Consider the following 14,857-nt stretch of genomic DNA (forward strand, 5'->3'; position numbering starts at 1 on the left):
CCCGGGGCGGCGGACGGGGTGGCGGACGGGGCGGGCGTGGCGACGCCGATGCCCGTGGGCGCGTCCGGCGACACGGGCGCGGCCGGTCCGGAGGACGCCGGTACCGGCGGAGCGGGCACGGTGGGCGGGGCGGCCACCACGGTGGGCGGGGCGGCCGCGGTGTCCGGGGTGGACGCCATGGCGATGATCCGCTGGTAGGCCGGATGGCTCACGATGTCGGTCTCGCTGTCGCAGAGCTCCACGATGCGCTGCGGTCCGGGACGCCGCGCCGGGTCCTTGTGCCCGCAGAGCGCGATCAACTCGGCCATCCCGGCGTCGACCCCGGCGAGGTCCATCTCCTCGTGCACGGTGCGGTACGAGACGGTCGCCAGGGAGCCGTGGCCGTACGGGGGACGGCCGGTGAGGCAGTAGGCCATGGTGACGCCGAGCGCGAACACGTCGGACGGCGGTCCGGCCTCGCTCCGGGTGAGGGTCTCCGGGGCCATGTACCCGGGGGTGCCGATGGCGGTGCCCACCTGCGTGATGTTCGCCATCTCGTCGCTGCGGGCGATCCCGAAGTCGATGAGCTGGGGTCCGGTGGCCGACAGGATGACGTTCTGCGGCTTGATGTCGCGGTGCAGCACCCCGTGCACGTGGACGTCGGCGAGCCCTTCGGCCAGCGCGGCCAGCACGGCACGGCCCAGGTCGACGGGGAAGGGGCCCGACGCCTCGACCGCGTCGGCCAGGGTCGGCCCGGGCACGTACTCGGTCGCCATCCAGAACGGCGGGGTGTCCACCTCGGCGTCGATCAGCGCCGCCGTGAACGCGTTGCGGACGGTGCCCAGCGTCTCCACCTCGCGGCGGAAGCGCTGCAGCGCCGCGGGGTCGTCCTGGAGGTGGGCGTTGATGACCTTGACCGCGGCGGGTCGCCCTCCGGGGGTCCGGCCGAGGTAGACGCTCCCCATGCCGCCGGATCCGAGCCGGCCGACCAAGCGGTAGCGGCCCATGTTCGTCGGGTCGGAATTCTGCAGCGGGTACACCTAACACGCCCTCCAGGCAGTCGAGACTCAGGCGTCCGTGGTGACGGGTCTCGTGTCCGGGACCCGTCGCTCCAGCTGACGGTTCCGGTGTGCCGACGTGGGTTCCTTCGGTCCGCCCCGAGCACGAACAATACCGCGCCGGCTCTCCAACGCCCGTGGGGAGGCTCCCAGTTGGGAGCGCGTACGGGCGACGGCGCCGGGTGTCATCCCGTGCGCACCGTGCGTGCGCGTGATTCATACGATCATGGGGGCGTGCGCCGGCCCCGGGGGGTACGCCGAACCGAACGGTGCACGATTGCATAAAAGTGCAGCGATACGTATAGTCATGCCTTCCAGGAGGAGGATTTCATGGCGGTACGAGCAGCGGTGGCGGGAGCGAGCGGATACGCGGGCGGGGAACTGCTGCGTCTGCTGCTCACCCACCCCGGGATCGAGATCGGCGCCCTGACCGGCGACTCCAACGCCGGCCGGCGCCTCGGCGCGCTGCAGCCGCACCTGCTGCCGCTGGCCGACCGGGTACTCCAGGAGACCACGGCCGAGGTGCTCGCCGGGCACGACGTCGTCTTCCTGGCCCTGCCGCACGGGCAGTCCGCCGCCGTCGCCGAGCAGCTCGGCCCGGACGTGCTCGTGGTCGACATGGGCGCCGACTTCCGGCTCCAGGACGCCGCCGCCTGGGAGAAGTTCTACGGTTCCGCGCACGCCGGGACCTGGCCCTACGGCCTCCCCGAACTGCCGGGTGCCCGCGCCGCGCTGGAGGGGTCCAAGCGCATCGCGGTGCCCGGTTGCTACCCGACGGCCGTCTCGCTGGCCCTCTTCCCCGCGTACGCGGCGGGCCTGGCGGAGAACGAGGCCGTGATCGTCGCCGCGTCCGGGACCTCCGGCGCCGGCAAGGCACCCAAGCCGCACCTGCTCGGCAGCGAGGTCATGGGCTCCATGTCGCCGTACGGCGTCGGCGGCGGCCACCGGCACACGCCCGAGATCATCCAGAACCTCGGCGCCGCCGCCGGTGAGCCCGTCACCGTCTCCTTCACCCCGACCCTCGCGCCGATGCCCCGCGGCATCCTCGCCACCTGCAGCGCGAAGGCGCGGCCCGGCGTCACCGCCGAGGCCGTGCGCGCCGCGTACGAGAAGGCCTTCGCGGACGAGCCCTTCGTGCACCTGCTGCCCGAGGGACAGTGGCCCGCCACCGCGTCCGTCCAGGGTTCGAACGCCGTTCAGGTGCAGGTCGCCTACGACGAGGCCGCGCACCGCATCATCGCGATCAGCGCCATCGACAACCTGACCAAGGGCACCGCCGGCGGTGCCGTCCAGAGCATGAACCTGGCCCTGGGTCTCGACGAGACCACCGGGCTCTCCACGATCGGAGTCGCACCGTGAGCGTCACGGCAGCCAAGGGATTCACGGCGGCGGGCATCGCCGCCGGGATCAAGGAGAACGGCAACCCCGACCTGGCCCTCGTGGTCAACAACGGGCCCCGCCGCGCCGCCGCGGGCGTCTTCACCTCCAACCGCGTGAAGGCCGCGCCCGTCCTGTGGTCCGAGCAGGTCCTCAGGAGCGGCCAGGTCTCCGCCGTCGTCCTCAACTCCGGCGGCGCCAACGCCTGTACGGGTCCGCAGGGCTTCCAGGACACCCACGCCACCGCCGAGAAGGTCGCCGACGTGCTGGGGCGGGGCGCCGTCGAGGTCGCCGTGTGCTCCACCGGCCTCATCGGTGTGCTGCTGCCGATGGACAAGCTGCTCCCCGGCGTCGAGACGGCCGCGGACCAGCTCTCCGAGCACGGCGGCGAGAAGGCCGCCATCGCGATCAAGACGACCGACACCGTGCACAAGACGTCGGTGGTCACCAGGGGCGGCTGGACCGTCGGGGGCATGGCCAAGGGTGCGGGCATGCTCGCCCCCGGCCTCGCCACCATGCTCGTGGTCCTCACCACCGACGCCGACCTCGACGGCGAGGTGCTCGACAAGGCGCTGCGCGACGCGACGAAGGTCACCTTCGACCGCGTCGACTCCGACGGCTGCATGTCCACCAACGACACCGTGCTGCTCCTCGCCTCGGGCTCGTCCGGGGTCACCCCGGAGTACGCGGAGTTCGCCGAGGCCGTCCGCGCCGTCTGCGACGACCTCGGGCAGCAGCTCATCCGGGACGCCGAGGGCGCCAGCAAGGACATCAAGGTCGAGGTGGTGGGCGCCGCGAGCGAGGAGGACGCCGTCGAGGTCGGCCGCTCCATCGCCCGCAACAACCTCCTCAAGTGCGCCATCCACGGCGAGGACCCCAACTGGGGCCGGGTACTCTCCGCGATCGGCACGACGTCCGCCGCCTTCGAGCCGGACCGGCTCAACGTCGCCATCAACGGCGTCTGGGTCTGCAAGAACGGCTCCGTGGGCGAGGACCGGGAGCTGGTGGACATGCGGTACCGCGAGGTCCACATCGTCGCCGACCTCGCCGCCGGGTCCGAGACCGCCACCATCTGGACCAACGACCTCACCGCCGACTACGTCCACGAGAACAGCGCCTACAGCTCATGAGCGACGGAACGACCGGCACGACGGCCGGAACGACGCGTAAGCACACCGCCCTCCCCAAAGCCCGCATCCTCATCGAAGCCCTCCCCTGGCTCACCCGCCACCACGGCAAGACCGTCGTCATCAAGTTCGGCGGGAACGCCATGGTGAACGAGGAGCTGAAGGCCGCCTTCGCACAGGACGTCGTCTTCCTGCGGCACGCCGGCCTCAAGCCCGTCGTCGTGCACGGCGGCGGGCCGCAGATCAGCGCAGCCCTCGACCGGCACGGCATCGTCAGCGAGTTCAAGGCGGGCCTCAGAGTCACCTCCGAGGACGCCATGGACGTCGTACGGATGGTCCTCGCCGGGCAGGTGCAGCGCGAACTGGTCGGGCTGCTCAACCAGCACGGCCCGTTCGCCGTCGGTCTGACCGGCGAGGACGCGCACACCATCACCGCCACCAAGCACACGCCCGAGATCGACGGCGAGTCCGTCGACATCGGGCGGGTGGGCGAGATCACCGCGATCGACACGGGCGCGATCGAGGCCCTGCTCGCCGACGGCCGCATCCCGGTCGTCTCCTCCATCGCCCGCAGTCAGGACGACGGTGATCTGGGGCATGTCTACAACGTCAATGCTGATACGGCGGCTGCGGCACTCGCTGCGGCACTGGGTGCCGAAACGCTGATGGTCCTCACGGACGTCGAGGGCCTCTACGAGGACTGGCCGCACTCCGACGAGGTGATCAGCCGCCTCACCGCCACCGAGCTGGAGAAGCTGCTGCCGGAGCTGTCCGCCGGCATGGTGCCGAAGATGGAGGGCTGCCTGCACGCCGTGCAGAACGGCGTCACCACCGCCCGGGTCATCGACGGCCGGGTCCAGCACTCGATCCTGCTGGAGATCTTCACCGACGAGGGCATCGGCACGATGGTCGTGCCCGACGCGCCGGGCGACGAGCAAGAGGGGAACGCCGCATGACCGACACCGTGACGAACGCCGAGCTGACCGCCCGCTGGCAGGGCGCGCTCATGAACAACTACGGCACCCCGCGGCTGCCCCTCGTCCGGGGCGAGGGCACCAAGGTGTGGGACGCCGACGGCACCGAGTACCTCGACCTCGTCGGCGGCATCGCGGTCAACGCCCTCGGCCACGCCCATCCGGCGGTCGTCGAGGCCGTGAGCCGGCAGATCGCGTCCCTCGGCCACGTCTCCAACCTGTTCGTCGCCGAGCCGCCCGTCGCGCTCGCCGAACGGCTCCTGGGGCTCTTCGGCCGCGACGGCAAGGTCTTCTTCTGCAACTCCGGCGCCGAGGCCAACGAGGGCGCCTTCAAGATCGGCCGGCTGACCGGGCGGACGCACATGGTCGCCACCCAGGGCGGCTTCCACGGGCGGACGATGGGCGCCCTGGCGCTCACCGGCCAGCCCGGCAAGCAGGAGCCGTTCCTGCCGCTGCCCGGCGACGTCACCCACGTCCCGTACGGGGACGCGCAGGCGCTGGCCGCCGCGGTCACCGAGGAGACCGCCCTCGTGATCATCGAGCCGGTCCAGGGCGAGAACGGTGTCGTCGTCCCGCCCCCCGGCTACCTCAAGGCGGCCCGCGCCATCACCGCGGCCACCGGCTCGCTGCTCGTCCTGGACGAGGTGCAGACCGGCGTCGGCCGCACCGGCCACTGGTTCGAGTACCAGGCCCACGAGGGCGTCCTGCCGGATGTCGTCACCCTCGCCAAGGGACTCGGCGGCGGACTGCCGCTCGGCGCGACCGTCGCCTTCGGACGGGCCGCGGAGCTGATGGGACCCGGCCACCACGGCACCACCTTCGGCGGGAACCCCGTCGCGTGCGCCGCCGGCCTCGCCGTCCTCGACACGATCCAGGCCGAAGGACTGCTGGACGATGTGAAGCGGCAGAGCGAGCGCCTCCGCGACGGGATCGAGTCACTCGGCCACCCGCTGGTCGGCCACGTCCGCGGTGCGGGCCTCCTGCTGGGTATCGTGCTCACCGAGCCGCTCGCGCCCCGCGCGCAGCAGGCGGCTCAGGACGCCGGAATCCTGGTGAACGCGCCCGCCCCCGATGTCGTACGGCTCATGCCGCCGCTGACCATCGGCGACGCAGAGGTGGACGCCTTCCTCCGGGCGCTCCCCGGCATCCTCGACGCCAGCCGTGGGGACGGACGATCCGGAGAATGAGACGACGATGAGTCAGGCGCAGGACCACGACCACGGGCAGGCGGGAGCCGCCGTGCCGCAGACCCGCACCGCACGCCACCGCCGGATCGTGGACATCCTCAACCGGCAGCCGGTGCGCTCGCAGAGCCAGTTGGCGAAGCTCCTCGCCGACGACGGGCTGAGCGTCACCCAGGCGACGCTCTCCCGGGACCTGGACGAGCTGAACGCGGTGAAGATCCGCAACACCGACGGCGACCTCATCTACGCGGTGCCGAGCGAGGGCGGTTTCCGCACCCCGCGCGCACCGCTCGGCGGGTCGGCGAAGGAGGAGCGGATGCGCCGGCTCTCCCAGGAGCTGCTGATCTCCGCCGAGGCCTCCGCCAACCTCGTGGTCCTGCGTACCCCGCCGGGTGCCGCGCAGTTCCTCGCCTCCGCCATCGACCAGGCCGAACTGCACGACATCCTCGGCACCATCGCGGGCGACGACACGCTGCTGCTGATCAGCCGCGCGCCGGACGGCGGGCAGGCGCTGGCGGACCACCTGCTGCGGCTGGCGCAGAACGGCACCTGACGGTCGTACGGGTCCGGCGGGGCTCAGCCGAGGCGGTCGGCGAGCCCGCCGGTGCAGCGGACCTCGTTGCCTCCCGTGATGAGCAGCGCCTCCGTCTCCGGCAGTGACTCCAGCCAGCGCAGCGCCTGCCGCGAGCCCATCGCGAACGCGGCCGTCGCCCAGGCGTCCGCCCAGGTCAGCCGCGGTGCCACGACGGTCACGGCGACCAGGTCGGTGACCGCGGACCTCCCCGTGCGCGGGTCGACGACGTGCGCGCCGCGCTCGGCGGTGCCGGACGTCGCCACCGACAGCCGTTCGGTGCCGGCGGCGGAGACCACGGCGGCCAGCGCGCCCGGCCGCAGCGGGTCGGACACCCCGACCCGCCAGGGCCGCTCCGGCCCCGGCACCCCGTACAGCTGCACGTCGCCGCCGCCGTTCACACTCACCCCGCTCGCGCCCGCCGCGGCCAGCCGCAGCATGGCCCGCTCGGTGGCCCAGCCCTTCACGATGCCGGTCGGGTCGAGGGAACCCTCGTAGGTGGCGCTGAACCAGCCCCCGCTCAGCCGCTGCGCCTCGGCGCACAGCTCCAGCACCTCCGCGACCTGCGGATCGCACTCCCCGACGGTCAGCTCGCCGCGGGCGAGCCGGGAGACCTGACTGTCCTCGCGGTAGGTGCTGAACACGGCGTCCACGGCGTGCAGCGAGGCCACGGCCTCGTCGAGCGCGGTCCGCACCGCCTCCGTACCGCCGCCCCGGACGTCGAAGGAGAAGACCGTGCCCATCACCTCCTCGACATGACACACCCGGGGCGGCGCGGGCGTCCCGGCGGGCTCAGCCACCGGCGCCGTCCAGGGCCGACTGGAGCGACTTCCGGTATCCCTCGCTGGTGTAGGTCGCACCGGAGACGGCATCGATGTCAGCACTCCCCGCGGTGACGGCGTTCTGGTTGAGCCGGGGTACGGCGGTGTCGCTGACCTGGGTGCTGCGGCCGCCGCTGGGTGCCTGGACGGCCTCGGCCCGGGTGATCCTGCCGCTGCCGTCGACGGTGACGCGCACCTGGACGGGGCCGTACTCGGTCTGCACGGCCTCGCCCTGGAGGGTCTGGCTCTCACCGCCGCCGTCGGGTGCGGCGGGGGCCTGCGCGCCTTCCTGGGCGCCGCCGGCCCGGTCGAGGGCGGACTGCAGGGACTTCTTGTAGCCCTCGCTGGTGTAGGTCGCGCCGGACACGGTGTCGATGTCCGCGCTCCCCGCGCTCATGGTGCTCCGGTTGAGCCGGGGTACGGCGGTGTCGCTGACCTGGGTGCTGCGGCCGCCGCTGGGTGCCTGGACGGCCTCGGCCCGGGTGATCCTGCCGCTGCCGTCGACGGTGACGCGCACCTGGACGGGGCCGTACTCGGTCTGCGTCACCTCGCCCGTCAGGGTCTGCGGACCGGCCGCCGCGCCCGCCCCGCCCTGGGCCGACGGTACGCCCGCCGGCTGCTGCGGTGCGGCCTGTGCCGCCCCCGCGGGGTCGGAGGCCGGCTTCAGCGACAGCAGCAGCACGATGCCGGACACCGTCGCGGCACCGGCCAGCACGACGCGCCGGAAGGGATGGCTCTTCTTCATCGGTCCTCAAGCTCCTGATCTCCTGGCTCCGGCCCCGTCCTCGGATGGCTGCCGTCGCTCACATCTCGAACGACTCGTGGTGGATGCGGCGGGTCGGTACGCCCGCGCCGCGCAGTGCCTCGTACACCTGCTGGGCGAACCCGGGCGGCCCGCACAGGAACACGTCGTGGACCTCGATGTCCGGGATCTTGCGGCGCAGCGTCTCCGGCGAGATGTCCGGACGCTCCCCGTCCGGGCTGTTCACCGCGTACATCAGCCGGGCCCCGCGCTCGTCGGCGATGGCCGCCAGCTCGTCCCACAGGGCGAGGTCCTGGGTGCTGTTGGCCCGGTACAGCAGCGTCAGGTCGCCGGCCGCGCCGGGCAGCGTCTCGAACAGCGCGCGCATCGGCGTGATGCCCACCCCGCCCGCCACCAGCAGCACCTTGCCCCGGCTCCGCCTGCCCGCGGTCAGCGCCCCGTACGGGCCCTCGGCCCACACCCGGGTGCCGGGCTCCAGGTCGCGCAGCGCCGAGCTGTGGTCGCCGATCGCCTTCACCGTGATGCGCAGCATGGTGGGGCGGGGCGCCGCCGACAGCGAGTACGGGTGCGAGCTGAACCGCATGCCGGGCGCGAGGAACCGCCAGCGGAAGAAGTGCCCGGCCTCCGCGCCCATCCGGTGCAGCCTGCGCCCGCTCATCAGCACGGACACGATGCCGGGCGTCTCCTCGACGACCGCCTCGACCCGCAGCCGGTGCCGCAGGTTCAGCCGGACCGGGGTGATGATCCGGTACCAGACCACCAGCGCGGTCACCGACCCGTACAGCGCGTACCAGGCCGTCCTCGCGACCGGCTCGACCACGAACTCGTTGCCCGTGGACAGCTGGTGCCAGAACGTCAGGAAGGTCGCCGCATACGTCAGCAGGTGCACGTGGTACCAGAGGTCGTACGGGATCCGCCGCCGCACCGGACCGATCGAGATCAGCCCGATGAACACCAGCACGCCCGTGCCGATCGCGGCCTTGCCCATGTCCGGCAGCCGGCTCACCGAGTCCACGGTCTGCCGCACGAGGTCGCCGGCGCCGAGCCCCGCCTGCAGCGCGTACCCGTACATGATCAGGACGACGTGGGCGACGACCAGGCAGAGCGTGTACCGCCCGCTCATCGCGTGCCAGCGCGCCACCCGGTCCGAGCCGACCCGGCGTTCCAGCGCGGGCACCCGCGCCATCTGCAGCACCACCAGCGCCATCAGGTAGCCCGCGAGCAGCCCCGTGATCCGGCCCGCGGCGAGCACCCGGCCCGTCGTGTCCGCGATGGCCGGCGTGTTGCTCCACCACAGCCACAGCACCCCGGCCGCCCCCGCCCAGACGGCGAGCAGCAGCGGCACGGCGGGGGAGCGGCGGGGGCGGATACGGCGCATCGTCTGGCGCCGCGCGGCACGGCCGCCTGCGATCGTGGTGGTCACGGTTCCTCCGTGGGCGAAGTCCCTTGGCCCTGAGGTACGTGCCGCGACCGCGGAATGTTCAGCTGGTGGGGCAGTTGGTGGGGGACCTCAGTACCGCGTGATCGCCGTCGCCCCGCTCCTGGTGCCGATCGCGATGTGCGGCGCCCGCCCCGGATCGGCCCAGGCGAGGATGCGCCGCATGGCGCCCCGGGGCACGGACACGCACCCGGCGGTCGCCCCGCGCCCGTCGACGTGCAGGAAGATGCCGGCCCCGCGCCCGCGCACCGGCTCGTCGTAGTTGAAGCCGATGACGTAGGCGTACGCGTACTGCGTGCCGTAGGTGATCAGGTGCTCGGACTCCGCGGCACGGCAGTCGGCGGGGCGGGGCTCGGTCCAGCGGTTGTAGGAGCGGGAGGCGTTGTCCTGGCACCACCAGGAGTTCCGGCGGACGGGGCGGTACCGGACGTCCGTGCCGGGCGGTGCCTTCTCGATGCCGAACGCGTACGGCAGGTCGTACAGGCCGGTGGGCGTCGTGTTCGTGCCCTGCTCGCGGGAGCGCCCCTCGGCGAGCCCGCCCGCACCGAAGCGCGCGGGGGCCGACCCGGCCTTCGTCCAGCGTCCGCCGCGCCGGTCCCACCAGGTGAGGCGGCCCGTCGTCGACGAGGCGCGGGCGGCCTCCGCGGTGATGAGCTGGGTGCCGCCGCCGGTGTCGGCCATGCGGGTGGGCAGCGGCGGGCCGTCGGCGGGCGCGGCCCCGAGGAGGAGGGGGACGACGGCGAGCAGGGCGACGACACCGGCACGCTTGCTGCGACGGACACCGAGGCGCATGCCTCAGACGGTAGAGGGCGGCAGCGGCAGAGGCAGCCCGGGCAGCCCGTCCAGGCTGGTTCCTATGTGTGGTTTCGACCGGAAGTAGGCGTCGAGCGAGGCGTCGTCCTCGCGCGCGAAGCGCCGGCCGTGCAGGTCGCGGTCCTCGTCGTACGTCATGTACGGCACCGCGTAGCCACAGGAGTCGCGGATCAGTTCGGCCCGTACGAGGATGACGGCGCGCAGACCGTGCGGGGCCGGGTCGATGTCGGGGAAATGGGTGAGCAGTTCCTTGAAGCGCGGGTCGTCACGGAGGACCGGCTCGCCCCTGCCGTGCAGGCGGACGATGTTGGGCGGGCCCTGGAAGGCGCACCACATCAGGGTGATGCGGCCGTTCTCCCGCAGATGGGCGACGGTCTCGGCGTTGCTGCCGGCGAAGTCCAGGTAGGCCACGGTCAGTTCGTCGAGGACGGCGAAGGAGCCCTTCAGGCCCTTGGGGGAGAGGTTCACCGTGCCGTCGCCGGAGAGGGGGGCGGTCGCGGTGAAGAAGAGGGGCTGGGCCTCGATGAACGTACGCAGGCGGCCGTCTATGCGCTCATAGGTCTTTCCCATGTCGAATAATTATCGACGCTAACCTTTCGGTTGTCTAAGGGTGTGCCGTGATCGGTGGGGTGCGGCGGTGTGGCGGGGACGCGGACCGGTCCCGTGGCCGCCCCGGCGGTGCCGTGGGGCGGGGCGGCCACGGGGTGCGTCACTGGTTCAGGGCGCAGGTGGCCAGGGCGTTCAGGTCCTGCGGCTTCTCGGCGGTACGGCCGATGGAGATCGCGATGCGCTCGATCGCGGCGTTCCGCTTGTCGGCCAGCGGGCCGAGGATGGCGTTCTGGACGAAGTTGGGCCCGCCCTGGCCCGCCGTGTCGACCAGCCGCTGGTTCGCCTCCTGGATCTGGGTGTCGAGCTGGGCGAGGTTGCGGTCGACCTCCGCCTGAGCGGAGGCCGGGACCGCGGGCAGCTGCGACGCCACGTCGGGGCAGGAGATGGCCCCTTCGGCTCCGGCTCCGGCACCGGCGTCCGCTCCCGCCTCGTTCCCGGCGCCCGCTTCGTCACCGGCACCGGCACCGGCGCCCGCGTCCTCACCGGCCCCGGCGTCTCCACCGGCCCCGGTCTCCTCGCCGGCTCCGGCGTCCCCGCCCCCGTCCGTGCTCAGGGCGCACGGCGCGAGCGCCTCCAGGCCCTCGGGCTTCGCGGCGGCGCGGCCGATGGCGGTCTCGATGCGGTTCAGCGTCGCGACGCGCTTGTCCTCGAGCGGGCCGAGGATGGCGTTCTGGACGAAGTTGGGCCCGCCCTGGCCCGCCGTGTCGACCAGCCGCTGGTTCGCCTCCTGGATCTGGGTGTCGAGGAGGGTGAGGTTGCGGTCGACCTCGGCCTGCGCGGACGCGGGGATCGCGGGCAGGCTCGGCGCGGCCTCCGGGCAGGTGATGGTGGAGGGCGACGCGTTCGTCGAGGCGGACCGGCCGCTGCCGCCGTCGCCGGAGGAGCGGGAGGTCTCCCCGGCCAGGGCGGACTGGGCGATCACCGCCCCGGACAGGACCACCGCGGCGGCGCCGCCGATCATCGCGATGCGGCGCTTGTGGTACTTCGGAAGTGCCCTGGACATGTGGATGCCTCACTCAGTCACTCAGTCACTCGGTCGGGGGTGGCGATGCGCGGCGCCTGCGCTCGGAGACAGATACGGGCAAGCGCGTTCCGTCGTTCAGTCGATCGCGGGCGGAGTGTTCCGACGACGGTGATGGAGCCGAATTGACGAACCATGCAGACTTCTGCATACTCATGCATGTCAGCGAATGCACTGTGAGGAGAAACCCGTGACCGAGCGCGTCGTACTCGCCTACTCGGGCGGCCTGGACACCTCCGTCGCCATCGGCTGGATCGCCGAGGAGACGGGCGCCGAGGTCATCGCCGTTGCCGTGGACGTCGGCCAGGGCGGCGAGGACCTGGACGTCATCCGCAAGCGCGCGCTCGCCTGCGGTGCCGTCGAGGCCGAGGTCGCGGACGCGAAGGACGAGTTCGCCGAGGAGTACTGCCTCCCCGCGATCAAGGCCAACGCCCTCTACATGGACCGCTACCCGCTGGTCTCCGCGCTCTCCCGGCCGACGATCGTCAAGCACCTCGTCGCCGCCGCCCAGAAGCACGGCGCCTCCACGGTCGCCCACGGCTGCACCGGCAAGGGCAACGACCAGGTCCGCTTCGAGGCCGGCATCGTCGCCCTCGCCCCCGACCTCAAGTGCATCGCCCCGGTCCGCGACTACGCGATGACCCGCGACAAGGCGATCGCGTTCTGCGAGGCCAAGGGCCTGCCGATCGCCACCACCAAGAAGTCCCCGTACTCCATCGACCAGAACGTCTTCGGGCGCGCGATCGAGACGGGCTTCCTGGAGGACATCTGGAACGCGCCGATCGAGGACATCTACGAGTACACCTCGAACCCGGCGGAGCCCCGCGAGGCCGACGAGGTCGTCATCACCTTCAAGGCGGGCGTCCCGGTCGCGATCGACGGCAAGCCCGTCACCGTGCTCCAGGCCGTCCAGCAGCTCAACGAGCGCGCCGGCGCCCAGGGCATCGGCCGGATCGACATGGTCGAGGACCGTCTCGTCGGCATCAAGTCCCGTGAGGTGTACGAGGCTCCGGGCGCCATCGCCCTGATCACCGCCCACCAGGAGCTGGAGAACGTCACCGTCGAGCGCGAGCTGGCCCGCTACAAGCGCCAGGTCGAGCAGCGCTGGGGCGAGCTGGTCTACGACGGCCTGTGGTTCTCCCCGCTCAAGCGCGCCCTGGACGGCTTCATCGACGAGGCCAGCCAGCAGGTCAACGGCGACGTCCGGCTCACCCTGCACGGCGGCCGCGCCGTCGTCACCGGTCGCCGCTCCGAGACCTCGCTGTACGACTTCAACCTCGCCACCTACGACACCGGTGACTCCTTCGACCAGGCCGCGGCCAAGGGCTTCATCGACATCTACAGCCTCTCGGCGAAGATCGCCGCCAAGCGCGACCTGGCCTGACCGCACGGCGCGCGACCGCACCGGTCCCCACGCAGACGCAGACGCAGACGCAATAGCCTGACAGCCGCCTCCCCGTTCCCGGACGCTCCCGGGCGGGGAGGCGGTCGCACATCGACTCCCGACCTCGCGACCTCCCGACCACCTCCACCTCCACCGAGGAGCACAGCAGTGAGCAGCAACAGCGGTGACGTACGGCTCTGGGGCGGCCGTTTCGCCGACGGCCCCGCCGAGGCCCTGGCGAAGCTGTCCGCGTCCGTCCACTTCGACTGGCGGCTCGCGCCCTACGACATCGCCGGATCGCGTGCCCACGCGCGCGTGCTGCACAAGGCGGGGCTGCTCACCGAGGACGAGCTGACCCGGATGGTCGCCGGGCTCGACCGGCTGGAGGCGGACGTCGCCGACGGGTCCTTCACGGGCACCATCGCCGACGAGGACGTGCACACCGCCCTGGAACGGGGGCTGCTGGAGCGCCTCGGCCCCGACCTCGGCGGCAAGCTGCGCGCCGGCCGCTCCCGCAACGACCAGGTCGCCACCCTCTTCCGGATGTACCTGCGCGACCACGCCCGGATCGTCGGCGGGCTGATCGCCGACCTCCAGGACGCGCTGGTCGGGCTCGCCGAGGCCCACCCGGACGTCGCCATGCCGGGCCGCACCCACCTCCAGCACGCCCAGCCGGTGCTCTTCGCGCACCACGTGCTCGCCCACGTCCAGGCGCTGTCCCGGGACGCCGAGCGGCTGCGCCAGTGGGACGAGCGGACGGCGGTCTCCCCGTACGGCTCGGGCGCCCTGGCCGGGTCCTCCCTCGGCCTGGACCCGGAGGCGGTCGCGCAGGACCTCGGCTTCGAGCACGGCAGCTCGGCCAACTCCATCGACGGCACGGCCTCCCGGGACTTCGTCGCGGAGTTCGCGTTCATCACCGCGATGATCGGCGTGAACGTCTCCCGGATCGCCGAGGAGATCATCATCTGGAACACGAAGGAGTTCTCCTTCGTCACCCTCCACGACGCCTTCTCCACCGGCTCCTCGATCATGCCGCAGAAGAAGAACCCGGACATCGCGGAGCTGGCGCGCGGCAAGTCCGGCCGGCTCATCGGCAACCTGACCGGTCTGATGGCGACCCTCAAGGCGCTCCCGCTCGCGTACAACCGCGACCTTCAGGAGGACAAGGAGCCGGTCTTCGACTCCATCGACCAGCTGGAGGTCCTGCTCCCCGCCTTCACCGGCATGATGGCCACCCTCACCGTCCACCGCGAGCGCATGGAGGAGCTGGCCCCGGCCGGGTTCTCGCTCGCCACCGACATCGCCGAGTGGCTGGTCCGGCAGGGCGTGCCGTTCCGCGTCGCGCACGAGGTCGCGGGCGAGTGCGTCAAGGTCGCCGAGGCCGAGGGCAAGGAGCTGGACGAGCTCTCCGACGAACAGTTCGCGAAGATCTCCGAGCACCTGACCCCCGAGGTGCGCTCGGTGCTCGACGTCCCCGGCGCCCTGGCCTCCCGCAACGGCCGCGGCGGCACGGCACCGGAGGCGGTCGCCGTCCAGCTCGCCGAGGTGAAGGCGGACGTGGCGGCGCAGCACGCGTGGGCGACGGCCAAGGGCGCGAATTGACATCCTCGCCGCCCTGAAGGACGGCGATTCCCGCCTACCGCGCCGTTGAAGGCTGCGGTGTCGGGTGGGTTCCTGCTTCGCTGCGCGGCGCCGGGACGAGTCCCGGTCTTACCTGCGCTCCACAGGCTGTCACCGC

General features: G+C 72.3%; 14 protein-coding genes. 7 read left to right on the forward strand and 7 right to left on the reverse strand.

Annotated features, from left to right (window positions below; translation table 11 throughout):
* A partial coding sequence (locus UW392_RS61895; RefSeq protein WP_320784310.1) for a serine/threonine-protein kinase occupies positions 1-1,019 on the reverse strand: 1,019 nt, incomplete at its 3' end.
* A gap of 348 nt (positions 1,020-1,367) precedes the next feature.
* On the opposite strand from UW392_RS61895, the gene argC reads away from it, so the two are divergent.
* The 5 genes from argC to UW392_RS61920 are packed head-to-tail and all read left to right on the forward strand — an operon-like array spanning position 1,368 to position 6,252.
* Complete coding sequence (argC, locus tag UW392_RS61900; protein ID WP_320784311.1) at positions 1,368-2,396, forward strand: N-acetyl-gamma-glutamyl-phosphate reductase; 1,029 nt, start codon at positions 1,368-1,370, stop codon at positions 2,394-2,396.
* Entirely contained in the window at positions 2,393-3,544 is a 1,152-nt protein-coding gene (argJ, locus tag UW392_RS61905; RefSeq protein WP_320784312.1) for a bifunctional glutamate N-acetyltransferase/amino-acid acetyltransferase ArgJ, read from the forward strand. The genes argC and argJ overlap by 4 nt, the downstream gene beginning before the upstream one ends.
* Positions 3,541-4,497 (forward strand): acetylglutamate kinase, encoded by a 957-nt coding sequence (argB, locus tag UW392_RS61910; protein ID WP_320784313.1) that lies wholly within the window; start codon positions 3,541-3,543, stop codon positions 4,495-4,497. Before argJ ends, argB begins: the two co-directional genes overlap by 4 nt.
* Entirely contained in the window at positions 4,494-5,702 is a 1,209-nt protein-coding gene (locus tag UW392_RS61915) for an acetylornithine transaminase (protein ID WP_320784314.1), read from the forward strand. The genes argB and UW392_RS61915 overlap by 4 nt, the downstream gene beginning before the upstream one ends.
* A gap of 7 nt (positions 5,703-5,709) precedes the next feature.
* A complete protein-coding gene (locus tag UW392_RS61920) occupies positions 5,710-6,252 on the forward strand; it encodes an arginine repressor (RefSeq protein ID WP_320784315.1) in 543 nt (180 codons plus the stop codon).
* A 23-nt stretch (positions 6,253-6,275) separates the two neighbouring features.
* On the opposite strand, the gene UW392_RS61925 is transcribed toward UW392_RS61920, so the two are convergent.
* The 6 genes from UW392_RS61925 to UW392_RS61950 all read right to left on the reverse strand — a co-directional run bounded on the left by UW392_RS61925 (position 6,276) and on the right by UW392_RS61950 (position 11,717).
* A complete protein-coding gene (locus UW392_RS61925; RefSeq protein ID WP_320784323.1) occupies positions 6,276-7,013 on the reverse strand; it encodes an FAD:protein FMN transferase in 738 nt (245 codons plus the stop codon).
* Between the two features lie 49 nt (positions 7,014-7,062).
* On the reverse strand, positions 7,063-7,836 hold the full coding sequence (locus UW392_RS61930) for an FMN-binding protein (RefSeq protein ID WP_320784316.1): 774 nt from the start codon (positions 7,834-7,836) through the stop codon (positions 7,063-7,065).
* A 58-nt stretch (positions 7,837-7,894) separates the two neighbouring features.
* On the reverse strand, positions 7,895-9,277 hold the full coding sequence (locus UW392_RS61935; protein WP_320784317.1) for a ferredoxin reductase family protein: 1,383 nt from the start codon (positions 9,275-9,277) through the stop codon (positions 7,895-7,897).
* A gap of 87 nt (positions 9,278-9,364) precedes the next feature.
* Positions 9,365-10,084: a L,D-transpeptidase family protein gene (locus tag UW392_RS61940; protein WP_320784318.1), complete on the reverse strand. Its 720-nt coding sequence runs from the start codon at positions 10,082-10,084 to the stop codon at positions 9,365-9,367.
* A gap of 3 nt (positions 10,085-10,087) precedes the next feature.
* The gene (locus UW392_RS61945; protein WP_320784319.1) at positions 10,088-10,675 is read right to left on the reverse strand and encodes a pyridoxamine 5'-phosphate oxidase family protein; all 588 of its coding nucleotides are present in this window, start codon (positions 10,673-10,675) and stop codon (positions 10,088-10,090) included.
* 139 nt (positions 10,676-10,814) lie between these two features.
* Positions 10,815-11,717 carry a hypothetical protein gene (locus UW392_RS61950; RefSeq protein WP_320784320.1) on the reverse strand — a complete coding sequence of 301 codons (903 nt, stop codon included), beginning with the start codon at positions 11,715-11,717 and terminating at the stop codon, positions 10,815-10,817.
* Positions 11,718-11,925: 208 nt separating this feature from the next.
* Between UW392_RS61950 and UW392_RS61955 the strand changes: the two genes are divergently transcribed.
* Both UW392_RS61955 and argH read left to right on the forward strand, forming a co-directional pair.
* Positions 11,926-13,119: an argininosuccinate synthase gene (locus tag UW392_RS61955; protein WP_320784321.1), complete on the forward strand. Its 1,194-nt coding sequence runs from the start codon at positions 11,926-11,928 to the stop codon at positions 13,117-13,119.
* Between the two features lie 168 nt (positions 13,120-13,287).
* Entirely contained in the window at positions 13,288-14,721 is a 1,434-nt protein-coding gene (gene argH, locus UW392_RS61960; RefSeq protein WP_320784322.1) for an argininosuccinate lyase, read from the forward strand.
* Positions 14,722-14,857: the final 136 nt, after the last annotated feature.

The sequence above is a fragment of the Streptomyces sp. CRN 30 genome (assembly GCF_034105845.1).